The sequence below is a fragment of the Sphingorhabdus sp. EL138 genome, from assembly GCF_945882965.1.
GTDB lineage: Bacteria > Pseudomonadota > Alphaproteobacteria > Sphingomonadales > Sphingomonadaceae > Sphingorhabdus_B.
Genome location: NZ_CAMCWY010000003.1, coordinates 120,979 through 147,212, shown reverse-complemented (window position 1 = coordinate 147,212; position 26,234 = coordinate 120,979). Strand labels below are relative to the sequence as shown.

Sequence of the window (26,234 nt, the reverse complement as noted above, 5' to 3'; positions counted from 1 at the left end):
CGGCACGTTCAAGCACAGCTGCATCGCCCATTGCCACACGCGCTTGCACGCCGCCATTATTGGGGTCCATGATATCGCCAAAGCGTGTTGCGCTGGCGCCTGCACCACCGCTGATGAAATGATCGATTTGACGCATATATCTTCTCCTGGACCAACGGCTATGCTATTAGCCAAATTAATTTGCAGACATATAGACAGTTATGCATATACATCCTGCGTTTTTGCAGGAGTGGCTGGTATGCAGTGGGACGACCTTCGTTTCTTTCTCGCGGTTGCGCGTTCACACACGTTAACAGCCGCATCTAAGAGCCTTTTAGTCGACAGCACGACTGTCGGACGGCGAATAGATAGGCTCGCAGGCGAACTCAAAACCAGCTTGTTCGAAATTGGGCCCGCTGGTCATATGCTGACTGCTAGCGGTACTGAATTACTGGCTTATGCAGAGGAGATCGAACGGTCCGCAATAGCTGCCGCGAGCTCTATAACTGGAGAAAAAAGCAGATTCGCAGGAACCGTTAGGCTAAGTTTATCGGAAGGATTTGCGACATGGGTAGTCGCTAAACACTTGCCTTCATTCAAATCCCTTCATCCTGGAATTAAGCTCGAAATTGTTACGACAAATGGATTTCTCAATCCGTCCAAGCGCGAAGCTGACTTAGCTGTCATGCTCGCCCGACCAGTCAAGGGACCACTCATAGCGCGCAAGCTCACAAATTACACACTCGGGTTGTACGCCTCACGCGCGTATCTTGACACGTATCGTCAACCTCAGACGATTGCGGAACTGAGGGAGCATGCGCTGATCGGATACATTCCAGACTTCATCTATGCAGAGGAATTGCGCTATCTGTCAGAGATTGATGATAGTTTTGTGCCTGCGCTCAGCAGCTCAAGTATAAATGTCCAATTGGCAATGACACAGTCTGGCCTCGGAGTGTGTGTCCTGCCTAGTTTTATTACGGCATTTGATGCTAACCTAGTTTCAATAATGCCCGACACAGAAATTCGGCGCAGCTTCTGGGTCGTCGTTCACCGCGATTTGGCGAAGGTAGCACGCGTGCGTGCAGTCATCGATTGGCTCCACCAAATTGTAGATAACGGCCCTCTAATGAAAGACTAATTCCACTAGAAACAAGAGTTTTTTATGAAAATGCTGCCTGTATTTACGGGCTCGCAATTCTACAAAGCTTCACTTCGATTTGATTTATAGTTTGCTTCCAGCCGATACTCGGCCAGAAATGGGTGCCAAAGCTCTATAAACTGGAATTTTGGGTAACGTCATGAACGTTTGACACCGGACTACACCGACCCCAGACAAAAGGGTCATGGGCCTTGCGGACCATGACCCTTGTCGGCATTTCAGAGATCTAAAGTTGGTTAGAGCTTAACCGACAGCTCTATTCCGACTGTCCGCGGCTCTCCGGAATAAGCAGTGTGCAATCCGCTTGACGCACCCCAGGCTTTAGACATGTAGGGAGTTACCAGACACCTTTTGCATTGTTCCAGTGATGGAAGGTGGTCTTTTCGATGACGAAGAACGACGAGCGCGAGGTGCAACGCAAGCAGTCGGCAGAAACGGGGTCGATCACGGTAATCTGCGTTCCAGAGAAACGCCCTATCCCAGAGCCAAAAGCTATTATGTCGGCCCCGAAATCCTCGGCAAACCTCGCCTTGTCATGCTTTATTCCGGCGGCGTGCGCGCGTATCAGCGAATGCCCGAGAGGGTCGCTGAGGGCGGATATAAGAGTTTTTTGCTGAGACGCTATTTGGCCTCCTCGATCATGCCTCGAGTTTAATTTTACACAGGGTAATGCTGCAGCATTTTTGATTAAAACTAACGATTGTTTAATCAACTTGACTTGTCAACACCACTGTTTGATAAACGAGTTTAATACATGATCTGATTCGTGAAGGTTTATCGGAAAGAAAGCGCGAACGTGGTTAATCGCACGAATTATGAAGGAAGTCGTTTTAGTACCATTAGAAATAAACGAGAAGTGCATATTAAGCGCTCGCTTTTTGAAATTGAACACGATTTGTTGAGGGGATGGGGATACGGACTATGATAGAAAATTTTAACGTTGCTTCGCAACGACCAGCATATTTCAAGGCGTTCCTTGCGACAGGAATTGCGGTTAGCGCGCTTATGAGTGAGCCTTTGCTCGCGCAAACGAGCAATCCAGCTGACGAAGTGTTAGAAAGTGGAGACATCATCGTCACCGCACGGCGCGCCGATGAAAGGCTTCAGGACGTTCCAGTTTCCGTTGCCGCTTTGGGTGCCGAGCAGCTAGCCGAGCAGCGTATCCTATCGGAAGCAGATTTGCAAATTGCAACGCCTGGCCTGATTTTGCGCCAGACATCGTCAAACAACCAGATCAACTTTGCTCTGCGTGGCCAGACAGTTGACGCCTTCTCCGGCACCGCGCCGGCTGTGGTTGTGTATATGAACGAAGTGCAGATTGCAGGGTTCGGTACGCAGTCCTTCTTCGATATGCAGTCAATTCAGGTCTTTAAGGGGCCCCAAGGTACGCTGTTCGGCCGCAACGCTACGGGCGGCGCGGTTCTGTATCAGTTGCAAAGTCCGACGGACGAACTTGGCGGCTATTTGACGGCAGGTTATGGCAACTTCAACAACATCGAAGTGAATGGCGCAATCAACGTTCCGATCGGAGAGGCCGTTGCGGTTCGGCTTGCCGCCTCCCATCGCAAACGCGATGGATTTCAGCGCAACCTTGCTATTGGCAACGGGCTTGAGTCCAACCAGATTGACTATCAGGCTTTCCGTGCGAGCGTGCTACTCACGCCGGGCGACCGTTTTGAAAGTCTTACAACTTTTCAGTATAACACCGACGATGGCAGAGCAAGCGGCCTGAAATTGACCAGCATAAATGCGCCAGGCTCAACGGGACCGGACGGAAATGCCTTGGAAGCTCCTACTGCCTTCCTTTATAATTTGGGTTTGAACGGAACCCTGAATGCCGCCGATCTGGAATTGGCACGAAATCAGGCGGCTGGATTTTACGATTTTTACAACAGCGAAACTAATGATCATAAGAGCCGCCAATATTTCATTTCAAACAAGACCAGCTATGAACTAACCGACACGGCAAAGGTAACCAATATTTTTGGCTATAACAACGTCCGGTCCACTGATGTCATCGACGTCGATGGGGCTGGCTTGCCATGGATCATCATTGGCAACGTACCCGACACTCAAACTGAGACGCCCGGTGCAAACCTGCCAAACGCGGAAGGTTATAGCTGGTACACCAAGCAATGGTCGAACGAGACGCAAATCTCTGGGAAGTTCATGGACGACAAACTGAACTATATCGTTGGCGTCTATTTGGGTGATGTAAAGCAAGGAACCTTGACGCCAACTTGTGCTTTTTGTGACATTCCGGGCGCTTCTCTGCAAACGCCTTTCACATGGGGCAACCAGAATGTTTTTGGCGGGGAAAGGCGGAATGAGTCTAAGGCCGTTTTTGCCCAATTCACCTACAAGATATCGGACCCCTTGTCGTTGACTGCGGGCTATCGCCACACTTGGGAAAAACAGAGCATTACCCGCGCGCCCCGTGACAGATCAGTACTGTTGCCAAATTCGGTTACCGCATTTGCCTCGCTCAAGGTGGATAAGCCTAGCTGGACCCTCAGCCTCGATTATAAGGTTAACGACGATTTGCTGCTTTATATTGCGCAGCGTGGCAGCTTCCGCACAGCGGGTTATAATATTGATAACACCGTGCCTGATGCACAGGGTCGGCCAAGCAACAATGCCTATAAAACTGAGACCACTACTGACGTTGAGGCTGGCATCAAATTCGCCGGCGACTTAGGGTTGGTGCGGTCACGCATTAACTTAGCCCTTTACAATCAGTCAGTTAAAGACATTCAACGTGCTGTCTATCTCGGCATCGCTGCAGTAACCGGCAATGTCGATAAGGCCCGTATTCGCGGCTTTGAATTCGACGCCAATTTTGATATTTCAAGCAACGTCGAAATCGGCGGCAATTTGGCATACACCGACGCTGTCTACAATGATCCGGATGCTATCGCAGGTGGACGCAATTTTATCTATGGTCCTTATGGCGACGCCCCAAAATGGGCAGGCAGTGCTTTTGCGAAAGTCAGTCAGGAGCTTAGCAACAATCTTGGCACTGCCTATTTGCGCGGCGAGATATATACCCAGTCATCGTTCTATTATTCCAATCTTGCAAATACCTTCACGGTAAATACGTTGATTGACGGTTACAGCTTGGTCAACCTTCGTGCAGGTCTAGACAATGTTGGCGGGTCTCAGTTTTCGCTCGTGGCTTATGTCCAAAACCTGACCAAGAAGAAATACTATGTTGGCGGGCTAGATTTGGGCGCGGTTATCGGCACAAGCGCGCGGCTCGTGGGCACGCCGCGGACCTTTGGTATTCAGGGAACCTATACGTTCTAGAGCTGCATCGCTCCATATCACAGGCACAAAGCCGCCCATTCCTGATTAGAAATGGGCGGCTTTGTGGCAAGCGCGCCGCGATTATCTCACACATACAATTAGCCGCTCATGGCTTACAGGGAGAGTGTTCATGACTGATCGACTTCGTTTTGGAGCGTTTGTGCCGCCGCATCATCTTCCCGTAAATTACAACCCGACCTACGCGCTGCAACGCGATACCGAGCTTGTCCAGATAATGGACAATATCGGGTTCGACGAGGCTTGGTTTGGTGAGCATCACTCAGGTGGTGCGGAACCAATTGGTGATCCGATGATGTTCATCGCGCATGTTGCCGCGCAGACGAAGTATATCCGACTTGGCACCGGTGTTGTTTCGCTGCCCTATCATAACCCTCTCTGGGTGGCTGATCGGCTTGCCATGCTTGACCATCTCACGCGTGGTCGCGTGATGCTGGGCTTGGGGCCGGGCGCGCTTGCCACTGACGCTGCCATGCTTGGTATCCACCCATCGGAGCAACGCGATGCGCTTGAAGAAGACACAGCCGTTCTGATGCATTTGCTAACGAGTGATGAGCCAATTTCTATAGAGACTAAACGCTATAAGCTTGTTAACGCGCGGCTCCAGCTTGATTTTTATCAGGACCCACATCCAGAGGTGCTTGCCGCGGCCATCGTATCGCCGTCCGGGCCGCGCTTGGCGGGTCAGCATGGTATAGGTCTGATCTCCATTGGTGCATCGATGAAGGCGGGTGTCGACGTTCTGGCCATGCATTGGGATGTCGCTGAAGCGCGCGCTAAGGAGTGCAACAAGACGGTGGACCGGGACAAATGGCGGCTCGTTGGCCTCATGCACATAGCCGACACTAAGGAGCAGGCACTCAAGGATGTAGCGTTTGGCCTGCGCGAGTTCTGCGACTATCTGCAACACACGACCCCTACGCCGCAGATGGTGCCGACCGGAAGCACGGTGGAGGATTACATTGAATGGGCAATGTCCACTGGATCGGCGGTGATTGGAACCTATGAAGATGCGATTGAACAAATCGAATCTCTGCAGGACCAGTCCAATGGCGGGTTCGGCGCCTTCCTGCTGTTTGATCACAATTGGGCAAACTGGAATGCCAAAAAGCATCATTATCATCTGTTTGGCGAGTTTGTGATCCCGCATTTCAAGAAGACTAACCGTCGCCTTAAATCTAGCGAACTTTATGCGCGCGATGTCCGCGACGAACTTGCCATAGCTCAATCCGACGCGATTGGTGCTTTCGCCGCCAAGCATGCGAGCGGCAAGAAATAGGCCTCGACCGACAATTAATGGAGATTGAAATGACTAACACAGTTGACATGATCAAGCTGCAGCGCATCGACGGCACCGACGGAGGGCTTGGAGACTATGCCGGGCAAGTCCGACTAATCGTCAACGTTGCTTCAAAATGTGGACTGACGCCCCAATATGAAGGCCTTGAGGAGCTTTATCGACGTTACCAGGACAGGGGCTTTGTCGTCCTTGGCTTTCCGTCGAATGATTTCCTTGGTCAAGAACCAGGTTCCAATGCAGAAATCGCTGAATTTTGCAAATTAACATATGATGTCGGTTTCCCGATCTTTGCGAAGAATAAAGTTACAGGAGATGACAAAAGCGAACTTTATGCAAGTTTGATTAAAGAGATGCCTGTAGCTCTTAGCACTAGTGGTGACGGAATGCGCACGATGCTTGCGGGGCACGGAATCGATACGACTAATCCACCAGAAGTTCTTTGGAATTTCGAGAAATTTCTAATCGCGCGCGATGGACGAGTTGTCGCTCGATATGCCCCCGATACAGCACCTGATGATCCGGCGTTGATTGCCTCAATCGAGGCTGAGCTCGCTTTGAAGTGAACTGCGGCTAAATCATGCCGCTTGCCACCGCATGATATCAACCCAACTGATGGTGCCAACGCTCCGCTCATTTACGAAGACATCAGTGCCAAATGTTCTGGTGACAGACAGATGATCTGAATAGTTCTGCGGACGGCGGTTTAAGGCTTTCACATTTGGAAGTGTTAGGCCGTGGCCCCTGCTTAGCCACAAAAACAAATGCTTGTTCTTTCGTAACAAGGTAGTTTAGAACCGCTTTTAGGACATGAATCAGGAGAGCAGAAATGAGAAGACTTTCGAACAAAGTAGCGATCATCACAGGTGCGTCGCAGGGCATGGGAGAGGCACATGCCAAAATGTTTGTGGCTGAAGGCGCCAAGGTGATCCTGACCGACGTCAACGAAAAAGATGGGCAGGCGCTGGCTGAAAGCCTTGGCGAAAATGCGATGTTCATAAAGCAAGACGTCCGATACGGGGCCGAGTGGAAGGCTGTTGTAGAGCAAGGAGAAGCTAGGTTTGGCAGCATCAATGTGCTGGTCAACAATGCTGGTATCATCGGCACCATCGCCCATACAGTAGACTTCGACCAAAGCGACTATCAACTGGTGTGTGACATCAATCAACTGGGTGTCTACCTTGGGATGCAATCCGTAATCCCGTCAATGATTAAGGCGGGAGGCGGCTCGATCGTAAACATTTCCTCAATTGCGGGAATGATCGCCTGCGCTGGCTCACCCAACTTAGCTTATGTCGGCAGCAAGTTTGCAGTGCGAGGGATGACAAAGCAAGTCGCGTTTGAATATGGTCCCAAAAATGTTCGCTGCAATTCGGTTCACCCCGGTTATATCCTGACCCCGATGATGGTTGCGGCGACTGATGAAAATGGCGGCGGCGCGGGGGATGTGATTCCGCTGAAGCGAATGGCCAAGCCGAGCGAGGTGTCCCAGCTGGTTCTGTTCCTCGCTTCTGACGAATCATCGTTCATTACCGGCATGGAGCATGTCATCGATGGCGGCATGACAGCCTGCTGAGAACATCCGCGATGAAAGCCTATCAATACCGTATGGGCTAGCCAATTGCAGCGCTGCAAATCGTCGATCTTTTCGAACAGGACGTTGCCCCCCCGCGCAAGGTATCAACGAGTATGTTGACGATAGGCTATGGGTTTTATATTAAAGAGATGCAAAACAGTGAGAGTAGCGATGAACCGGAATGGAAAAATCGGGTCGTGGTAAATAGGTAAGCCAATGGAAAAGGATTTAGTCATTATGCATGATCTCGTCATTCGCGGAGGAACGGTGGTTGACGGCACGGGGTCGCCTAAACGTTTGGCAGACGTGGCAATTGACGGGCAAACGATTACTGCAGTGGGCGCCGTGCCGGGTCAGGGTCGTCGCGAGATCGATGCTACCGGTCATCTGGTGACACCGGGCTGGGTCGACATTCATACGCATTATGATGGCCAGGTCAGCTGGGATCCTTTCCTGTCTCCTTCGTGCTGGCACGGAGTGACGACCGTGGTCATGGGCAATTGCGGTGTCGGCTTTGCGCCGGTCAAGCCCCACTTCCGCGACAGGCTGATTAACATCATGGAAGGTGTCGAGGATATTCCTGGCACCGCACTGACCGAAGGGATTACCTGGGAATGGGAAACCTATCCCGAATATCTCGATGCGCTCGCTTCCAAATCCTATGCAATGGATGTGTGCTCGCAGGTGCCACATGCCGCAATACGGACTTATGTGATGGGTGAAAAGGGGGGCGACAACGAACCTGCTTCTCCTCAAGAAATCGCTCAAATGTCGGCGCTAGTTAGCGAGGCGCTTGATGCTGGCGCATTTGGTTTTTCCTCGTCGCGGATCACCGCGCACCGGACGGCCGACGGCAAAGTTGTCCCAGGCACACAAGTGAGCATCGACGAGATGGAGGGCTTTGGCGACGCGCTGAGCAAAGCGGGCCACGGCATTTTTGAGGTGGTATCAGATATCAATTTTGACGGTATCCCTGGCAGCCTCACCGATGTTGAAGAGATTGACTGGATGGCCGATGTGTCGCGACGCAAAAACGTCAAGTTCACTTATTTGCTTTTCCAGAATCCCGGTAACACCACGAAATGGCGCTCGACAATGGAACTGACCAGCAAGGCGCAGGCCGAGGGTGCGGAAATCTATCCACAGATAAGCATGCGTCCGACCGGTATTGTTATGGGATTACAGAGCAGTTTCCACATGTTCATGGGCCGACCAACATATGATGCGCTGGCCCTGCTTCCTTTCGACGAGCAGGTCGAAAAGATGAAGCAGCCCGAAATTAGAGCTGCGATCATTTCCGAAACCTCGGACAAGCTGCCGTTTGAAGGTACTGCACTTCGCTATGAAATGATGTTCCGGCTCGAACAGGCCGACGGTTCACTGGATTATGAACCCCCATTCGAAGCGAGCGTGCAACAGATCGCCAAGCGCTCGGGCGTTTCCGAAGATACCATTCTGTACGATATGATGATGGAGAATGGCGGGCACGGCTATATTTATGTGATCCTTGTGAATTATGGCGACTATAATCTCGATTTCCTCTACGAACTGATGGATAATTCTACAGTGATTGCGGCAGGGTCAGACGCTGGCGCACATTGTGGTGCGATATGCGATGCGGCGATGCCAACCTTCATGCTCAGTCATTGGACCCGCGATAGAAAAGCGGGGCCGACCATGTCGATCGAAAAAGCTGTTGAGAAGCAAACCCGAGCAACTGCCAGTCTTTATAATCTGAACGATCGTGGAGTACTGGCGCGCGGCATGAAGGCGGATGTGAACATCATCGATTATCAGAAGATTGGTACCTCTCGACCGAATATGGTTGCGGATCTACCAGCAGGCGGCAAGCGACTGCTCCAGACCGCAACCGGATATCGCGCAACGATTGTGAGTGGCATTGTGACTTTTGAAAATGGTGTTTCCACAGGCGCGCTTCCCGGCAAGTTGCTGCGCAGCGCGCCTAACGCGTTTGCACCAGCCCCTACCCTCGAAATGGCAGATTGACTGGATTGGTCACCGGGTTGTTAGTTCTGACATATTTATCTAATGACCCGGCAACTCTGCTAATTGAATATGGGCCTGGATGACGAAAGGCGGTGACATCGGCCAGCGAAGGTCGACTGCCAAGGAAATTTCGAGTTCCTCTTACCAGTTGCGCCGCATCGAAATTTCTGAAGCCGTAATCAGGGTATTTAACCGGCTGGGTTTTCAGGGCGCAAGTTACAATGCGGTCGCAGCAGAACTCAAAAGCAACCATGCTGCGCTTTATTACTACATCTCATCAAAAGAGGAATTGTTCGATGAACTCGTCCGCTCAGTCGTCGAACGCAATCTTGAAATCGTAAAGCAGATCCAAAAGAGCCGCATCAGCCAGCGCCGTAAATTACGCAACCTAATTACAACGCTAATGACTTCTTATGGCGAGCATTATCCACTCTTTTGCGTCTACATCCGGGGGAATTTGAGCGATGTGTCCGACAAACGGTCGGAATAGTCAGCTGATATACGCAAATTCAAAGCGGAAACCTCGGATGCGGTGATCGCGATTATCGATCAGGGCTACGCCGACAAGAACTTCCGCAATGTCGGCGCTGTGGAGATCGGCAAGACCTACGCCGAGATGCTGCTTTCGGGGCTGAAAAACCCTTACTAGACATTTGTCGCCTTGGCATAGTTCACGACCTTTACCTGCGTAAATTCAAGCACGTCGCGTATCCCTATCTAAATGTTCACTCCCGGCATCTTCGCACCTATAAACGGCGTGTCTGAGGAGGTATCGCTATGCTTGTTGATCCAGATAGAGCCCGAGACGAATTGGCTGGCAACCGCGCCCACTTTTATGCGTTCAAGGAACAAACGGAGTTGCAGGGGGCTGTAGCGATATTTGAGGGTTAATCCCCTCAGACAATCTTCTCAGCCAGATCAAACATAAACGGCGCAGTTTCCTTCACCGAGGGGCGGTTCTGGTGATGCGCCACAAACCGCTTCAGATTAGGATACAGCACAGTCCACGCATCCATATCGGGCGCATATTGTTGCCACGTAGGGATCATCTGCGATTCGACCACCGTATCCTGCATACCAAGGAGCGCGATAACCGCTATGTCAGCCAGACCAAAGCGGTCGCCCACAACAAACTCGCGGTCGCCGACCCGGCGGTTGAGATCGGTGAGGCCGCCTTTGACCTTCCGCAATTGACGCTTCGCCCATTCGGCGCTGATATGTTCGCGCTGCATTTCCCAGAACAGCAGCACAGTCGCATCGGCGACGCCCTCGGCAATGGTATGGACCAGCTTGGCTTCCATCGCCAGCGCGGGGTCGGCTGGGAGCATGGAGGGCTGCGGGTATTTATGTTCGAGCCATTCCATAAGATAGGTCGATTCAAACACAGGGTCGCCGTCGTCAGGGATCAGAATCGGTAGCTGTTCGAGCGGATTATAGAGCTTTGTCTTAGTGTCCGCGTGCCAAGGCACTTCGTTCTGGACCGTGAAAGAGATGCCCTTTTCTATCATCGAAATACGCACCTTGCGGGCGAAGGGGCTCGGTGTGGCGCTGATCAGTAACATCTTAAGTCTCCTTCAATTGATTGATCAACACGCATCATTAACACCTGACATATGTCTCAAATTATCTGACGACAGACACCTGCCCTGCACACTTGATCTGCCACCTTCATAACAACCGAAATCATAAAAACAAATAGTTGTTTTATAATTATGGGACTGCTATTGAGCAATCAACTGTTTTATGGGAGGAGTTGAGGAATGGAAGAAGGCGCAAAAAGAGCAATCGAGCGTGGCCTCGCATGGTGTGGGCCGCTGTTCGTAGTTAGCATTATCTACACTTGGGGCATAATGGGGCATAACATCCCGCCACCTAACATGATGGCGATGACGCCAGATCAGCTCATTTCGGAATATTACGGTAAATATCCAGAAATCGGTGCTGGCATGATCCTTAGCGCCACGTTTGGCTTATTCTACACCATTTGGTCCTGCCTGTTGGCATCATTGATGCGCGATGAGCATGGCAATGTTGGTGCGCTCAGCTTCATCGAACTGGCCGGCGGTATCTTGACCGGATGGCTCTTCGCATTCTGCTCCGCCATGTGGGCTGCGTGTTCGATTCTAACGGGTCAGGTTTCACCAGAGATTATCAAGATGGTGCACACCATGACGTGGTTCATCTTTGATTGCACTTATATGATAACCACGATCCAGATGTGTGCATTGGCGCTTTACACGATCTTGAACAAGAAACAGACGATGTTCCCAGCCTGGGCTGGATGGGTGTCGGCAGCAATCGGTATCGGCTTTGTGCCGCTAATATTTATGCCGTTCGTAACCGACGGTCCGTTCATGGTCGCAGGGCTGTGGAATTTCTGGATCATCTTCACTGGATGGATTTTTGCGTTCTTCGGCGTCTACAACTTCTATGTGCTGAAGCATGTTTACAAATCAACCGCAGACCAAGCAGTCGCAGCTGGAAGGCTAGCAATAGTATAAGGTTGAAGGTAATTTGTAGCGGCTCGGCCCGGCATAGACCTATGGGACTGTGCCGGGCTGTCGCATTTCAGTAGGGGGAACCGATGCAATCCAACGAGTTTCGAAGCGACATTTCCGATCACGAGGACCATCCCGGGACGAGCGGGATTTGGACATTCGTGTTCATCGATATGGTTGTCTTCTTTCTGTTCTTTCTGGTATATATTTCCGAGCGATTGCGCCTTCCTGATATATTCTCAGTCTCACAGCGGCAGCTAGACCCTCTCACTGGGCTTGCAAGCGCCCTATTTCTTTTGACCAGCTCATGGTGCATGGTTGAGGCGGTACATGCGACACGCAGGAATGCTGAGCGTGCGGTAGCACTTTATCTGAATTTAGCGCTGCTCCTCGGCGCATTGTTTGCCGGCAACAAGTTGATCGAATATTCAGATAAGATTGCGCTCGGCCTTTCGCCGGTATCGAACGGCTTTTTCACCTTCTACTTCCTAATTACTGGCCTGCACTTCATCCATGTGATTGGTGGCATGGTTTTCATGGGGCACTGCCGAATGCGTTTATCGACGGAGCTAGGCAGCAAAAATTTTCGCAAGAAGATGGAGAATGTCGGGCTGTTTTGGCATTTTGTGGACGTGCTGTGGCTGTTCATCTTTCCAATGCTTTATCTTGCGGGAGCAAAATGATGCTAAAGTGTCAAACTAAGCCGAGTACCATATGGCTAATACTAATGGCTCTATCGTTATTTTCGACATTCTTTGCTGAGGGTTCAAAGCATGCGCTTTATGCTATTGGTGCAGTTTTTATTATCGCCGCTGTCAAGGGCGATCTTGTGATCATTCATTATATGGAGGCTCGGCATGCCGCACCTCATTGGCGGTTCATGTACCGCAGTTGGCTGGTCGCGATGGGGGTGCTCCTTATCGCCGGTCATGTCATTGGCTAGCGATTAAATAAGATTCTCCATAAAGAAGCTAACTGGTAATTGTCGGGTGACGGCAAACTTTCTGCATTCCTTACATTTAAACCACGGCCTCTTGCCGCTGTAACATCGGGTGACTGGTGAGACATTCACTTCATAGCATTATACCAAGCTGCGCTGAGGATGACTCAGATTTGGGATTCCCAATCGGTTGAAAGTCTGATTCTATGTTGTTCTTCATTTGGAGGAGGTGACATGGGAGCATCAACTAGCTTGCGGGATGATTTTGACGGTGCTTCGTTGAGGCGGTTACCAAAAAAGGGCGATCCCACTGCACTGACCCGCACTAGGAGCAACGCTTACGCGTCAGAAGAGCAGTACTGGCTTGATCGCACTGCCGTTTTCCGACGCAGCGGCGGCCTCGTTGATCGCGCTGAACGGGAAGGTCTTGATCAACCGGTCAAAGGGAAATTTACCTTCCCGGTACCAAGCGAGCATCTGGGGCACAAAGACCTGCGGGTCGGCGTCGCCTTCTGTGATGTACTTGATGATACTACCGCGGACCAGCAGGCTCATCATGTTAGCGGGCAGCATTGCTTCGGGCGGTGGCACCGCGATCAAGCCCAAAGTGCCGTGCGGCAGCATTGTTTCTACCGCCACCGCAATGACCGCTGGGATGCCGGTGGTATCCAAGGCATGGTTAACCCCAGCGCCTCCGCCGAGTTCTTTCACTTTCGCCAGTACATCGTCGCACTCTTTCGGGTTGATAATATGCGTTGCACCAAGCTCCAGCGCCAGTTTTCCGCGTTCAGCATTGGGTTCGATCACGATTACACTGCCAGCTCCAATGGCACGTGCGCCAAGCAAAGCCGAAAGACCAACGGCGCCGCCGCCAAAGATCGCCAGCGACTGGCCGGACTTTATCTCCAGGGATAGGACAGCGGCACCGGCCCCGGTTTGGACGCCACAGCCCAATGGTCCCAAAATTTCGAGCGGTAGGTCCTTATCCACCTTTACCGTGTTCCGTTCGTGCGCGATTGCAAAGCTGGCGAAGGATGACTGGCCAAAGAAATTGCCGTGAATGACTTCATCGCCCCTCGACAACGACGTCGATCCGTCTGCAAGACGGACGCCTGCAAAATTATAGGCAAGGAAATTATGGCAATAAGCGGGAAGATGTTCGTTGCAGGTTTCGCAATCTGCACAGCTATCAAAGCTCAGCACGACATGATCGCCTACAGCCAACCCTTTCACATCGGGGCCGATGGCTTCAACCACGCCGGCCCCCTCATGGCCAAGCACGATCGGCATCGGCACAGGAAAGCCATCGCGGGCGACAAGATCGGTATGGCACATTCCAACGCCGACGATACGTACAAGCACTTCGGCCCCAACCGGGCTTTGCACTTCGACATCCTCGATCAGAAAAGGTCCGCCGATATTGCGGATGATTGCTGCTGTCGCTTTCATTTTTTCTCTCCAAAAAATCAATAACGAGTGCGGATAGCATCACGATTCCGGGCTAAATAAGCACGGCTCAGCACCATTTGCTGCTCGCCATTTCCAGTCATACCTTTGCGCGTTGCTCGCATGGAGGCATGCAAATTATTATTTGATTTATATACTGCCGTCCTCAAAATAAGCTATGCCCGAATCATGTCAACCTATTTACTATTTGTGAAGTTATTTAGATTTGTTGGAAATTACCTTCATTCCGTAAGGTAAAGAGTAGGGCCTTCACTCTGCGGGTTTTGTACAACCTTTCAGAATGCTGCGCAGAATGGATAATCGGTTTAGAATCAATGGAACTGCATGATGAGCTGGATTAAATCGCTATTCGGAAAGGCGGAGCCACAAAAGGTTCTGGTCAATCCGTCGGGATTGCAGCTTTTGGTTGCGCCCGGCGAAACCATACTTGAACAAGCGTTACAGGTGAGCTCGCCCTATCCACATGATTGCACTTTCGGCACTTGCGGAACCTGCCGGACAAATCTGATTTCGAGCAAGGTAGATGCGATTAAACCCTTTAGCTACGCGCTCAGCAGGGAAGAGCTTGAGGCCGTCTGTATTTTCGCCTGCCAGGCCGTTCCAAAAAACCGAATTGGTCGTCGAGTCGAATTGCAGCCGCAGTCAGAAGAGCATGTTACCGCGACGGCCAAGCTTGCCGAGACAACACCGCTAACGCACGATGTTATGCGGGTGGTTTGGGAAACTGATTTGCCAATGCATTATCGCGCGCTCCATTATCTCAACATGTGTCGGAATGGGGGCCCAGTTCACCGGTCCTGTTTTCTGGCCGCTGCGCCCGAAAAATCCGGTCAGACAAGGCCGGTAATGTTCCTTCGGCACGGACACGACGGCGCATTTATCGACGTCCTAGAGCGTCTGGGACCCGACGCCCAGGCCTATCTTTGCGGTGATCGATGCAGCTATGCCCGAGCTGGCGCGGCTGGGCGTGCCGCTTGATGCAATTTTCTACGACAAATTCAACGATGCCAGTATGATACAAGACTAATTTAGGAGAGATACAATGAGCTTAGACCGAACTGCATTCTTCATCGGAAACCAATGGGTCAAACCTTCGACCCACAAGGTTTTCGAAATCATCAACGCCTCGACAGGCGAACGCATCGCGACCGTACCCGAAGGCGTTGAAGCCGACATTGACGCGGCGGTTGCCGCAGCTCGCACCGCCTTTGACAACAGCGGCTGGCCGCAATTATCCCCCGCCGAACGCGCCAAGGTCATGCTGAAATTCATGGAAGCCATGGCGAGGCGCGGCCCGCAATTAGCCCAAGCGGTCAGCATGCAGAACGGCATGCCGGTAAGCCTGTCAAACATGCTCGAAGCCCAGTTTCCCGCCGGATTGCTCCAATATTATGCCAGCCTTGCCGATGGATTGTCGCTGTCCGAAAGTCGCCCGTCGCAAATGGGCAAGGAAACGCTCGTCGAGAAATCAGCCATTGGTGTTGTCGGTGCGATTGTGCCGTGGAACTTCCCTGCCACCCTTGCGTTTAGCAAGATCGCGCCTGCCATGCTGGCGGGCTGCACTTTGGTAGTCAAGCCTTCGCCCGGCACTGTGCTCGACAGCTATCTCGTCGCCGAGGCTGCGCTTGAAGCAGGCGTTCCGCCGGGCGTCATCAACATCGTCGCGGCGGACCGTGCTGCGGGTGCGCATCTAGTCTCGCATCCGGAAGTAGACAAAATTGCGTTTACCGGGTCGACCGCGGCAGGACGCAAGATCGCGAGCGTCTGCGGCGAGTTGTTGCGTCCGGTCACTCTGGAGCTCGGCGGTAAATCAGCCGCTGTATTGCTCGAAGATGTCAACCTGAATACATTCCTTCCGGGCATTCCCATGGCAAGCATGCTAAACAACGGGCAGGCATGCTACAACGCCACGCGGATATTGGCTCCGGCCAAACGCTACGACGAAATTGTCGACGCTGTTGCTGGCATGGTTTCCACACTTGTGATTGGCGATGCGATGGATGCGGGCACCCATGTCGGGCCAATGGCCTCGGCTCTCCACCGGGACCGCGTCGAAGGCTATATCGCCAGGGGCAAGGAAGAAGCGCGGTTAGTTGCAGGCGGGGGTCGCCCCAATGGTCATAATCGTGGCTGGTTTGTCGAGCCGACTGTCTTTGCCGATGTCAATAATGGAGCCGTCATCGCACAGGAAGAAATCTTTGGCCCCGTGCTTTCGATCATCAAATATCAGGATGAAGACGAGGCAGTGCGGATTGCCAATGACTCGATATTCGGTCTGGGCGGTTCGGTCTGGAGCTCCGACAGCGCGCACGCAACCGATGTTGCCCGCCGAGTCGATAGCGGGACCGTGGGCGTAAACGGCTATATGCCCTCACTCGGTTCACCTTTTGGCGGCGTAAAGGGTAGCGGCATGGGCAGCGAATTCGGACCTGAAGCCGTCAATGGTTATATGCGGACAAAATCGATTTATGTAATGGGCTGATGGCACGCTTGAAGTGGGAAGTTGGTGAGTAGCAAAGGTTGATGGATTGATGACGGAAAGCAGAGTGCTTCCATTGGGAGGCATACATAATTTTCGCGACTATGGCGGCTATCGAACGCTTTCCGGAGCTGTGATTCCACGCGGGCGATTATTTCGTTCGGGGCATCTTAGCTATGCCACGAAAAGCGATATTGACCGGCTTTCGGCAATCGAACTTGACCTAATAGTTGATTTGCGCAGCGACGTTGAGCGCAGAACTGATCCAAGCTTGGTCGGGCCTGTCGCAGGCGGCATACTTGCCTTTATACCAGACGCACACGGCGAAACACCGCATTTGTCGTCGACATTTTTAGGGCTTTCAACCCGTCAGGAAGCAATCAATGGAATGAAAGAAATCTATAGCAGCCTGCCGTTCAATCCCGCCAACCAATTGTCCTTCGGGCTGTATCTCAATAGCGTCGCGGAATGTCAGTCGGCATCATTGGTGCACTGCTTTGCGGGCAAAGACCGGACGGGTTTAACCGTTGCTTTATTCCACCAGCTGATGGGGGTGTCTGAAAATGATATCTATCAGGATTACATGCTAACCAATGCCGCTGGGGATAACCGTATGAACGATGGGATTGCCGCTTTGCGCGCGAAATATGACCTCGATCTGAGCGACGAGGTGTTGGAGGAAGTCATGCTTGTCCGCCCCGAATATCTGGCGACCGCATTTGCGCAGATGAGTTCACGGTTTGGTAGCATCGAAGATTATATCGTAAATGGCTTGGGCGTCTCACCAGACAGTATTCGCCAGTTACGCGCTGAATATTCAGAATAGTCCTTGCTCTCCAAAACCAATGAAACAAAAAATGCTGAGGCCAATAGTGCTTCGGCATTTTTATCCGCTACAAAATCAAGCCGCAGCCATTTTCCCTGCATTGGGCTCTTCGTGAAACCAGTCAGGCCAGCCTGCTGCGGACTAAGCCGCTGATGCGGCACATCCATTTCGATAGGCCATACGGTCAGTCAAAACCCCGAACAGCGAAACTGAAGGGGCCGCCCAAGTAAGACGGATAGCCCGTCTCTTTGACGACCGCGTAATCGGCGAGGCGCAGCTCGTCAGAAGTGTGCTTCTCACGCCACGGCAAGACGGCTTCGCTGATTGCGCACAATACCACAGGGTCGCCTCTGTCTCCAGCTACAGCTTGAACCGCAGCAACAACGTTGGAGACAAATGCTGGTAACGCATCCCTGCGCTTAAGCCGGTCATAATCGGTTTTACCAAGGAAAAGGGTTTGTATCATGTTCCGGGCCTCAGGCCGCTGGATGAGATGTGCAAAGATTGCCATCTCGCTGCGGATTGCCCCTTCGAAGGTTTGCGGCAAGCCATATTGAACACAATCGAGAATGGCGATCGGCGCAGGATAGAGGGGGTCTGCTTTTGCGCGCAGTGGCGCTAAGATCACGTCAATCTCTGGCGTTGACGGCAAAACCCAATCAACTCGATCCCACGGCTGCCGCGCATCGGCACAAGACAGCAACCAAGCTTCCGCACGTGCCACCTCTTCGCCCGGCTTGGCCAGTTCGTGCGCCAGCCCTGCATTGAGCGCGGCTTGACCGCTCAAACGAGCGCCTTCAAGTAAGATCGGGAGGCAGGCTTTAAGGCCGACCAGGCGCGGCAAACGCTGCGTTCCTCCAGCCCCGGGTAACAAGCCGACGAGCGATTCAGGCAAACCAAGTCCAATTTTAGGATCATCCACCAGCACGCGGTAATGCGCACCCAATGCCAACTCACATCCGCCGCCAAGGGCAAGGCCGGCTATTGCGGCGGCAACGGGCTTACCCGCCGTTTCCAAAGCGCGAATGGCTTTGCTGAGTGGGAAAAAATGCTCGAACGCCACATTAAAGCGGTCCTGCAACGGTGCTTCCATTATCATATCATAGGCAACGCCAAGTTCAGTCAGGTCCGCGCCCGCGCAAAAGGCATTATCCTTGCCCGAGCGGATAACAACGCCCTTTACATCTGCCCCCGCCAACCAAGCGGCAAATACACCAAGCTCGTGAATGGCCGCATTGGAAAACACATTCATCGTCCGCTCAGGGCAATCAAAAACGAGATGGACAAGTCCATTCGCTTGAAATTCAAGCCGGAACTGTTCAAGAGTTGGCGGGGTAACGGTCATTATGCTTCCTTCGGTAAATCACTGTTTGCGGAACTTACCCGCGTCATCGCGGACTGCGCTTGCCTGTATGGTTAGCGAGCGCGGGTGCTTGACACGCACAAGATAGTTGGAAAGGAACGCGCTTAGTTCTTCAAGCGAGAGTGTTTTGCGTTGCATTTCAATAACAGCATGGACGATTTGTCCCATGTCAGCGTCAGGCTTTCCCTGCACCGCACAAGACACAATATCGGGATGCCGGGAAATCGCTGCCTCGACCTCTGCCGGCCAGATGTTAAGGCCCCCCGAAATGATCAGGTCTACGCGTCGGTCCGCCAGATACAGATAGCCTTCTGCGTCGACATGGCCGATGTCGCCAACCGATTCCCATCCGTCAGCGGTGGCGCGACGTTCTGCGCCGATGTAGCGATAGCTGGATTTTGGGCCACCAGCGGGCATAGCATAAACCTCCCCGTCAATGCCGGTTGGAACTTCATTTCCCCGCTCGTCCAATATCCGAAGACGGGCTCCTCCTGTCGGCTTACCAACCGATCCGGAATGTGTGAGCCAATCGCGGCCGCCAATCCAACAACGAACCAGCCCTTCGGTCGCCCCATACACTTCCCAGATATGGTCGGCACCCATCCAGTCTATCCACGCTTGCTTTAGCCACGGTGCCATGGGTGATGCGGTATGGACCACCATGTTCCAGCATGAAAGGTCAAAACTCTCGCGGTAAGGTTGAGGCAGACGCCAGATACGGTGCAGCATAGTGGGCACCATGATCGACCATTGAATGCGCAGATCATCGATCAATTGTAGCGCAGCCTTTTCCTCAAACCGGTCCATCATGCAGACGGTACAGCCCTTCCAAAGCGCAAAAATCGCGGAGCTAAACGAGGCATTGTGATAGAGCGGACCTGGCACCAGCACAGGGGCATTTTCGGGGATACCAATAAAGTCCATGCCATCTGGAAAAGCAGCAGGCCGTCCATCTACGATTACTTTGGGCTTGCCCGTACTTCCGCCGCTGGTGCATGCTTTCCATGATGCAGCAACGTGAATAGGTGACAGCATAGCCATTGCACAATCAGGAGCATCGGTTGGCTCAATGTACGCCCGCGGTTGCATTACGTCCAAAATCGCATCGCGTTCAAAGGCGGGAAGCTTGCCAGAAATCGGTGCGGGTGTGGCCCCTGCTTTGTAGATGCCAAAAGCTATGGCGATGAATTCCGGGCCATTAGGCCGTGAAAAGGCAACGAGATCATCTGGCTGCACGCCTTTGCCGATCAACCAGCTAGCCCATCGAGTTGAACGCGTTTCAAGCTCGCCGAAAGTCAAACGCTCCGCGCCTTTAACCAACGCTAGGCGGTCCGCCGGATGGCGTGATGGTGTTTCGGCAAGCGATAGCATATTCGTCAGAATGCTACCTTATCGCCGCCTTTTAGGGAGAGAATATCGCGGGCTTCATCGGGCGTTGCAATGGACAGCCCAAGCCCTTCGATGATCTGGCGGACGCGTGTCACTTGTGCTGCGTTAGTTTGGGCCAGTTCACCCTTACCAAGCCAAAGCGAGTCTTCTAGGCCGACGCGCACATGCCCGCCCATCGAAGCTGCCATCGCTGCGACCTTCATTTGGGCGGCTCCTGCGGCCAGCACCGACCAGCGGTAATTATCACCGAACAAACGGTCCGCTGTGCGCTTCATGTGCATCACTTCATCGGGGTGCGAACCAATCCCTCCTAGCAACCCAAAGCAGGTTTGAATGAACAGCGGCCCTTCGACCAACCCTTCCTGCCAGAAATAATAGAGATTATGCAGATGCGCGGTGTCGTAACATTCAAACTCATAGCGCGTACCGGTCTTGTTGAGCGTATCGAGCGCGTAGCGAATGTCTTTGAAACTGTTGCGAAACACCAGGTCATACGAAGCTTCGAGCATCTCAGGCTCCCACGCATGTTTGAATTCTTTGAAGCGTTTGAGCATTGGGAAGAGGCCGAAATTCATCGATCCCATGTTGAGGCTGGCAACCTCGGGTTGCAGCGTTTCAGCGGGTTTGACGCGATATTCAACGGGCATATAGGGTGAAGCGCCGGTGGTGATGTTCACAACGACATCCGAGCGTTGCTTAATGACCTCAAGGAACGGCGTGAAATCCTCAGGCGTGTGAACAGGATGTCCGTCGACCGGATCACGCGCATGGAGGTGGACAATCGCGGCCCCCGCCTCTGCTGCGCCCAGTGCAGAATCGGCAATTTCTGCCGCAGTCACGGGCAAATAAGGCGACATGGACGGCGTGTGGATTGATCCGGTAATCGCGCAGCTGATAATAACCTTGTTCGTGGCCATATTGAATTCCCATTAAAGTTTTTTGGCGTAGTTGGTCCACGCAACGTGAAGGAAATCACGATGTGATGGGCAAGCGATGGCTATCAACGCCTTCGCGCGCATCGCGTATGTCTTGTCACGCAGATCGGCGACGCCGTGTTCGGTCACCACGAGGTCAATGTCCATCCGCCCCAGTGACACGGCGCCCGCACCACCGCTCGGTGCAACAATCCTGCTGATGCTGCCGCCTGCGGCGGATGCAGGCAAGGCGACGATCCGCAAGCCATCGCCCAGACGCGCGCCGCGTGCAAAATCAGAGGCGCCGCCGGGGCCGGACACCAAGCCTTTAGGCGTTAGCTCGGCGTAGGCCTGCCCCAAAAGATCGACTTCGATTGCAGAATTTATGGTCACGAGATTGTCGATTGCGGCGTGCGCCGCCAACCCATGTGTGACCGACACAGGCCGGAACTGGAAGGCCGGGTTTGCAATGCCTGCATAGAGCTCCGCATTGCCAATCGCGACCCCAACAAGTGCGGACGGCCCTTCTGCCATTGCGCCCGATACTGCGAGTTCAAGTAATCCGTTACCCATCAGGCCGGTATGCACACGCAGATCGTTATGACCAGTCAGGCCGCGCATCACAGCGTCGGGTATTTTGCCGAGGCCAGTTTGCAATGTTGCGCCGTTACAGATGTGAGGCACAATATACGCGGCGATGGCTTCTGCAACAGGATCAGGCGCCCCGCCTAGGCTTTCCAACAACGGCTGGCTGGACTCAAAATATGCAGTGATCTCGGCAAAAGGAATGCCATTATCCCCCGGGGTATGCGGCATCTGCGGGTTGATATGCGCAATCCGCACCGGAATATCGCGCCATAGATCGGCGATGAACGCCACTTCGCTGCCGAAACTGCAATTTCCGTTTTCGTCGGGCGGGCTGCACATGAAAAGCGCCGCATTTGGTTGGCGGCGGCGGTAGAGGTGCAGGATATCCTGATAACAGATCGGAAGAAACTCCACCTGTTCGCCAGCCGCCTTCAGCTCTGGCGTCATAAAAAAGGTGAGCACGCTGCAATCGGGATTCGGAAGCCAAGTCCGGCGATTGAGACCGGGAACGAACACGCCGCTAAAGGTCATCGCGCCCAGATCATCGCCTGCCGCCATTACGGCATCCGCCAAAATCCCTGATTCAGCCGAACAGGATGACACAAGCGTCAATCCGCCCGGAGGCAAAACATCCGCCAAATTGGCCGGGTCAAAGCGGATAGCTGTCATTGTCCCGGCCCTTTGCAATCACTTCACATATTTATGAAAATCAGGCTTCCGCTTTTCGGTAAAGGCGCGGACGCCTTCTTTCGACTCTTCGGTATCGTAGAACAGCTTGACGGCATTCAAAGCCATCTGGCTAATCCCGCGGATATTCTCGCTATCAGCGTTGAATGACCGTTTGGCGAGCGCGAGCGCAGTGGGCGAACGTTCTGCCAAAGTATCGGTCCACGCATTGACCGCCGCATCAAGTTCCGCTGCGGGAACTACTTTGTTGACCAAGCCCATGTCCGCAGCCTGTTGCGCCGTGTACATATCGTTGAGGAACCACATTTCGCGTGCTTTCTTGTCGCCGATATGCCGAGCGAGTAGTGCCGTGCCCCAGCCGCCGTCAACCGAGCCAACCTTTGGTCCAACTTGGCCAAATTTTGCGGTATCGGCCGCAATTGTCAGGTCGCACAATGTCGCAAATACATTGCCTCCTCCAATCGCAAATCCGTTAACGCGTGCGATGACGGGCTTGCCTATATCGCGGATGATGGATTGCAGTTCGTCAATCGGGAGGCCGACGATACCGCGTCCGTCATACTGGCCTTCATGCGCAGACTGGTCACCACCAGTGCAAAATGCCTTGTCGCCAGCACCCGTCAATACAACCGAAGCAACCTGCTTGTCATCAGCTGCAAGCTTGAACGAAGCGATCAGTTCCTCGATGGTTTGCGCACGGAACGCATTATACAGCTGCGGGCGATTGATGATAATCCACGCCGCCCGGTCACGGACTTCATAAAGTACATCTTCGAAAGTAGCGGGGTCAGTCATCTCAATATCTCCAAGAAATCAAATCATGTTCATGCCGCCAGCGATCGAGATCGTCTGGCCGGTCATGAAGGAAGCATCGTCCGACGCGAGGAACGCGACCATCCCGCCATAATCTTCGGGTTCTCCCATACGGCGGAGCGGAATCCCCCGAACCATCGCGTCTTTCCATTTGATTGCTGCTTCGCCTTCGCCAAGTACACTCGCCATCATTGGCGTATTGGTAGGACCCGGACAGACTACGTTAAGTAGCACGTTATTCCGCGCCAGCTCACGCGCGACCGATTTGGTGAACGCTATCACGCCGCCTTTGCAGGCCGAATAGACCGCTTCGGTGCTCGTCCCCACGCGGGCTGCATCGGAGGCGATGTTGATAATACGTCCACCGCCACGCGACACCATCAAAGGGGCAACGACATGGTGCGTGTTGAGCGGGCCATAGAGGTTGATCGCGATAATCTTGTCCCACAAGGGTTTGTCCGTCTGAAGGAAGTTCTTAGGCAAATCCCAACCGGCATTGTTGACCAGCGCCCAGATCGGGCCGAAATCGGCTTCGACTGCATCGACGGCAATTTTAATTGCGTCATAGTCCGTGACATCGACTGCGTAGGTTTTTACCATGGCATCGCCTGCAAGCGCCTCGGTTTCCGCGCCAGCACCCGGGTTCATATCAAAAAGAGCGACTTTGCATCCTTCTTCTGCTAGGCGCAGTGCGATGCCGCGACCAATCCCCTGTCCGCCGCCGGTTACAATCGCCACTTTGTCTTTCAATCCGCGCAACTTAAATCTCCTAAAAGCTTATTCGAGAATATTGATATCCGCCCGATCATCGTCCGGGTCATCGCTGTCGACCATTTCGAGCAAAGTGTTTTTGAGCGCCAGCAACGTGTCCGACGCCTGATTGAGGTCGGCTTCGGGGATTTTTGTCAAAATGCCGACTTCAACATTTTCAACATTCTTTCGAATTGTAGCAATCAGCTTTTGACCTGACTTGGTCAGATAGACACGACGCGCTCGGCCATCTTTAGGGTCGGCGCGGCGTTCGACGAGGCGTGATGCCTCCATCCGGTCAAGTAATCCGCCGATAGCCACCTTTGTAAGATCAAGGTCAGCGGCCAGCGCAGTCTGTGTCATGCCGTCGCGTCGCGACAGGAAAGCGAGAACCCACCATTGAGAGCGCGTGATGCCGAGCGGCTTGAGCGCGCGGTCGACAACGATGCGGCGTAGACGCGATACGTCGTGGATAAGAAAGCCAAACCGGAGGCTAGAGTTAAGATCTTTTTGCACAGGTTTACCTTCAGCCATTATTGAACGACCGCCATTAGGTGAAAGTGCATCAAGATTCACCCCCGAATTCATATTTCAGGCCGTTGGTCGGCCCTTTAGCCGCCCTTTGAACATTTCGCGCGAAATAATCATCTTCATGACTTCAATCGAACCGCCGGCAATTTTGACGATCCGGGCATCAGCATAAGCTCGGCAAATCGGATATTCCCAGATGTAGCCCCAACCGCCAAAGAGCTGCAGACATTTGTCTACTGCTTCGCAGTGCAACTCGGACGTAGTCATTTTCGCCATCGCAGCGGTCACTGGATCAAGTTTACCATGCATGAACAATTCGATGCATTTATCGGTAAACACACGCGCCATTACCGAGCGCGCCTTCAAATCAGCCAGCACGAACTGTGTGTTCTGAAAATCAGCGATTGTTTGATCAAAGGCTCTGCGCTCCGCAGTGTAATCCACCGTCCACTGGATGACGGTTTCAGTCACCGTTGCAGAACGGATCGCCTGCGCAAGCCGTTCCTGAGGAAGCTTGCTCATCATTACGCCAAAACCGCCGCCCTCTTCGCCCAGCATGTTCGACGCCGGAATGCGGACATTTTCGAAGAACAGCTCTGAGGTATCCTGACCCTTCATGCCAAGCTTTTCGAGATTACGGCCACGCTTGAAACCGGTGCGGTCGCCTTCGACGATAAACAGCGTGACCCCTTTTGCGCCTGCAGCGCTGTCGGTTTTGGTGGCAAGGACAAGAATGTCGCAGCTTTGGCCGTTGGAGATGAAAACTTTCTGTCCATTGATGACAAACTCGTCGCCCTCGCGAACCGCTTTGGTGCGAATCGCCTTCAAGTCGGACCCCGCATGCGGTTCGGTCATGCCAAGCGAACCAATCGCCTCTCCGCTGATCATTTTAGGGAGCCAATACGCCTTTTGTTCAGGCGTCCCATGCGACAATAAGTAGGTTGCGACTAAATCGGTATGGATGAGGAAGCCGGGGGCACTTGCGCCGACTTTCCACAATTCCTCAAACAGGATGACATCGAACAAATAATCGAGTCCAAGACCGCCATATTCGGTGGGCACTGTGCAGCAGAGCATTCCCTGCTCACCGGCCTTTAGCCAAAGCGAGCGCGGGACAACGCCTTCTTTTTCCCATTGATCATGAAAGGGCACAATTTCTTTTTCGACAAAACGACGCACCGTTTCGCGCCACATGTGATGTTCTTCCTTGAATAAAGTACGCTCGATCATGAACCGTTGGCCTTGTCTCTTTGTGTGGATTCCTGAATCGCTTCGCATGCAGCCTGCCATTGTGCATCGGTCAAACCCGACAGATCAACAAAGGTACTCGGTTGGGCGAGGTGCTGGCCGCCATTAATCGCGATAGCCTGGCCATTTATGTCATCACAGCCATTGGGCTTCAGAAAAATGGTTAAGCTCTGTAATTCCTGCATATCGCCATAGCGGCCAGGCGGAACCGTATCGAAGCCGAGTGCACACCTTTGCGCATCGGGGATAAGGTTCAACTTTTCCCATACACTTTCGTGCGGGAATGGGCCGGGTACGGTCGGGCGCATGCCATATTTGCCCCATTCGACCGCCAATGGCATGCTCATAGGTAATCGGTCCTCAAAAGATTGCGCGCTCAATGCTATTTAACGCTAT

The 26,234-nt window shown here is 52.9% G+C and carries 24 protein-coding genes; 13 read left to right on the top strand and 11 right to left on the bottom strand.

The features are described 5' to 3' along the window. The first annotated feature begins 238 nt into the window (after positions 1-238). From Q0N43_RS02435 to Q0N43_RS02405, 7 genes are all read left to right on the top strand, one after another. On the top strand, positions 239-1,120 hold the full coding sequence (locus Q0N43_RS02435; protein ID WP_295441955.1) for a LysR family transcriptional regulator: 882 nt from the start codon (positions 239-241) through the stop codon (positions 1,118-1,120). A 1,026-nt stretch (positions 1,121-2,146) separates the two neighbouring features. Continuing rightward, a complete protein-coding gene (locus Q0N43_RS02430; protein WP_295441954.1) occupies positions 2,147-4,447 on the top strand; it encodes a TonB-dependent receptor in 2,301 nt (766 codons plus the stop codon). 130 nt (positions 4,448-4,577) lie between these two features. Then, positions 4,578-5,744, top strand: coding sequence for an LLM class flavin-dependent oxidoreductase (locus Q0N43_RS02425; protein ID WP_295441951.1), 1,167 nt, complete (start codon positions 4,578-4,580; stop codon positions 5,742-5,744). A gap of 29 nt (positions 5,745-5,773) precedes the next feature. Beyond that, positions 5,774-6,328 carry a glutathione peroxidase gene (locus Q0N43_RS02420; RefSeq protein WP_295441948.1) on the top strand — a complete coding sequence of 185 codons (555 nt, stop codon included), beginning with the start codon at positions 5,774-5,776 and terminating at the stop codon, positions 6,326-6,328. A 263-nt stretch (positions 6,329-6,591) separates the two neighbouring features. After that, positions 6,592-7,338: a glucose 1-dehydrogenase gene (locus tag Q0N43_RS02415; RefSeq protein ID WP_295441945.1), complete on the top strand. Its 747-nt coding sequence runs from the start codon at positions 6,592-6,594 to the stop codon at positions 7,336-7,338. 216 nt (positions 7,339-7,554) lie between these two features. Continuing rightward, positions 7,555-9,345 (top strand): amidohydrolase family protein, encoded by a 1,791-nt coding sequence (locus Q0N43_RS02410; protein WP_295441942.1) that lies wholly within the window; start codon positions 7,555-7,557, stop codon positions 9,343-9,345. 79 nt (positions 9,346-9,424) lie between these two features. After that, positions 9,425-9,835 carry a TetR/AcrR family transcriptional regulator gene (locus Q0N43_RS02405; protein WP_295441937.1) on the top strand — a complete coding sequence of 137 codons (411 nt, stop codon included), beginning with the start codon at positions 9,425-9,427 and terminating at the stop codon, positions 9,833-9,835. Between the two features lie 406 nt (positions 9,836-10,241). On the opposite strand, the gene Q0N43_RS02400 is transcribed toward Q0N43_RS02405, so the two are convergent. Next, positions 10,242-10,907 (bottom strand): glutathione S-transferase N-terminal domain-containing protein, encoded by a 666-nt coding sequence (locus Q0N43_RS02400; RefSeq protein WP_295441934.1) that lies wholly within the window; start codon positions 10,905-10,907, stop codon positions 10,242-10,244. Between the two features lie 198 nt (positions 10,908-11,105). On the opposite strand from Q0N43_RS02400, the gene Q0N43_RS02395 reads away from it, so the two are divergent. From Q0N43_RS02395 to Q0N43_RS02385, 3 genes are all read left to right on the top strand, one after another. Continuing rightward, entirely contained in the window at positions 11,106-11,846 is a 741-nt protein-coding gene (locus Q0N43_RS02395; RefSeq protein ID WP_295441931.1) for a hypothetical protein, read from the top strand. An 83-nt stretch (positions 11,847-11,929) separates the two neighbouring features. Beyond that, positions 11,930-12,526 (top strand): cytochrome c oxidase subunit 3, encoded by a 597-nt coding sequence (locus Q0N43_RS02390; RefSeq protein WP_295441929.1) that lies wholly within the window; start codon positions 11,930-11,932, stop codon positions 12,524-12,526. Then, entirely contained in the window at positions 12,523-12,786 is a 264-nt protein-coding gene (locus Q0N43_RS02385; protein WP_366845935.1) for a cytochrome C oxidase subunit IV family protein, read from the top strand. Before Q0N43_RS02390 ends, Q0N43_RS02385 begins: the two co-directional genes overlap by 4 nt. 342 nt (positions 12,787-13,128) lie before the next feature. Here the strand turns inward: Q0N43_RS02385 and Q0N43_RS02380 are convergent, their stop codons facing one another. Continuing rightward, positions 13,129-14,232, bottom strand: coding sequence for an NAD(P)-dependent alcohol dehydrogenase (locus tag Q0N43_RS02380; RefSeq protein WP_295441925.1), 1,104 nt, complete (start codon positions 14,230-14,232; stop codon positions 13,129-13,131). Positions 14,233-14,574: 342 nt separating this feature from the next. Between Q0N43_RS02380 and Q0N43_RS02375 the strand changes: the two genes are divergently transcribed. The 3 genes from Q0N43_RS02375 (at position 14,575) to Q0N43_RS02365 (ending at position 17,555) form a co-directional block, all read left to right on the top strand. Then, positions 14,575-15,228: a 2Fe-2S iron-sulfur cluster-binding protein gene (locus tag Q0N43_RS02375; protein ID WP_295441922.1), complete on the top strand. Its 654-nt coding sequence runs from the start codon at positions 14,575-14,577 to the stop codon at positions 15,226-15,228. 64 nt (positions 15,229-15,292) lie between these two features. After that, a complete protein-coding gene (locus tag Q0N43_RS02370) occupies positions 15,293-16,732 on the top strand; it encodes an aldehyde dehydrogenase (RefSeq protein ID WP_295441919.1) in 1,440 nt (479 codons plus the stop codon). Positions 16,733-16,781: 49 nt separating this feature from the next. Beyond that, on the top strand, positions 16,782-17,555 hold the full coding sequence (locus Q0N43_RS02365; RefSeq protein WP_295441916.1) for a tyrosine-protein phosphatase: 774 nt from the start codon (positions 16,782-16,784) through the stop codon (positions 17,553-17,555). A gap of 184 nt (positions 17,556-17,739) precedes the next feature. Here Q0N43_RS02365 and Q0N43_RS02360 read toward each other — a convergent pair whose 3' ends face one another. The 9 genes from Q0N43_RS02360 to Q0N43_RS02320 are packed head-to-tail and all read right to left on the bottom strand — an operon-like array spanning position 17,740 to position 26,185. After that, a complete protein-coding gene (locus tag Q0N43_RS02360) occupies positions 17,740-18,900 on the bottom strand; it encodes an enoyl-CoA hydratase-related protein (RefSeq protein WP_295441914.1) in 1,161 nt (386 codons plus the stop codon). Between the two features lie 18 nt (positions 18,901-18,918). Continuing rightward, positions 18,919-20,289 (bottom strand): AMP-binding protein, encoded by a 1,371-nt coding sequence (locus Q0N43_RS02355; protein WP_295441910.1) that lies wholly within the window; start codon positions 20,287-20,289, stop codon positions 18,919-18,921. A gap of 5 nt (positions 20,290-20,294) precedes the next feature. Further along, positions 20,295-21,224 carry a 3-keto-5-aminohexanoate cleavage protein gene (locus Q0N43_RS02350; protein WP_295441907.1) on the bottom strand — a complete coding sequence of 310 codons (930 nt, stop codon included), beginning with the start codon at positions 21,222-21,224 and terminating at the stop codon, positions 20,295-20,297. 12 nt (positions 21,225-21,236) lie between these two features. Continuing rightward, positions 21,237-22,478: an acetyl-CoA hydrolase/transferase C-terminal domain-containing protein gene (locus Q0N43_RS02345; protein ID WP_295441904.1), complete on the bottom strand. Its 1,242-nt coding sequence runs from the start codon at positions 22,476-22,478 to the stop codon at positions 21,237-21,239. 18 nt (positions 22,479-22,496) lie between these two features. Beyond that, a complete protein-coding gene (locus Q0N43_RS02340) occupies positions 22,497-23,291 on the bottom strand; it encodes an enoyl-CoA hydratase-related protein (RefSeq protein WP_295441901.1) in 795 nt (264 codons plus the stop codon). 18 nt (positions 23,292-23,309) lie between these two features. Next, complete coding sequence (locus tag Q0N43_RS02335; protein ID WP_295441898.1) at positions 23,310-24,068, bottom strand: SDR family oxidoreductase; 759 nt, start codon at positions 24,066-24,068, stop codon at positions 23,310-23,312. A gap of 18 nt (positions 24,069-24,086) precedes the next feature. Then, a complete protein-coding gene (locus Q0N43_RS02330) occupies positions 24,087-24,593 on the bottom strand; it encodes a MarR family transcriptional regulator (RefSeq protein ID WP_295441895.1) in 507 nt (168 codons plus the stop codon). A gap of 57 nt (positions 24,594-24,650) precedes the next feature. Continuing rightward, complete coding sequence (locus Q0N43_RS02325) at positions 24,651-25,820, bottom strand: acyl-CoA dehydrogenase family protein (RefSeq protein WP_295441892.1); 1,170 nt, start codon at positions 25,818-25,820, stop codon at positions 24,651-24,653. Beyond that, positions 25,817-26,185 (bottom strand): hypothetical protein, encoded by a 369-nt coding sequence (locus tag Q0N43_RS02320; protein ID WP_295441889.1) that lies wholly within the window; start codon positions 26,183-26,185, stop codon positions 25,817-25,819. The genes Q0N43_RS02325 and Q0N43_RS02320 overlap by 4 nt, the downstream gene beginning before the upstream one ends. Between the last annotated feature and the right edge of the window lie 49 nt (positions 26,186-26,234).